Raw genomic sequence first — 261 nt, forward strand, 5'->3', positions numbered from 1 at the left:
CTCTCATTTAACTTAGCTGCTTTCATTACTTCTAAATAATTACTTTTGTTTACTGTAGAAGCCAAATAAGAAGGAATAATAACAAATCTAAACACCTGATTGTTTAAATAAGCAGGTCTACTTGCAATATTGTCTCCTCCGACAAAAATCGTAAACGACTGAATGCTAAAATTATAATCGTATGTAATTGATTCACCATTTGAAAAATACACATCTCTAGGTATCAATTGCCAAACATCAGAACCCGAACTATTTGTTCCT

The 261-nt window shown here is 31.4% G+C and carries 1 protein-coding gene; it reads right to left on the reverse strand.

Annotation, left to right across the window (positions count from 1 at the left end; all coding sequences use genetic code 11):
- Window positions 1-227, reverse strand: a 227-nt coding sequence (locus tag SB717_RS37100; protein WP_410908096.1) for a hypothetical protein, incomplete at its 3' end; no start/stop codon positions are given.
- Window positions 228-261 lie beyond the last annotated feature (34 nt).

The sequence above is a fragment of the Priestia sp. SIMBA_032 genome, from assembly GCF_046535215.1.
Classification (GTDB): domain Bacteria; phylum Bacillota; class Bacilli; order Bacillales; family Bacillaceae_H; genus Priestia; species Priestia aryabhattai.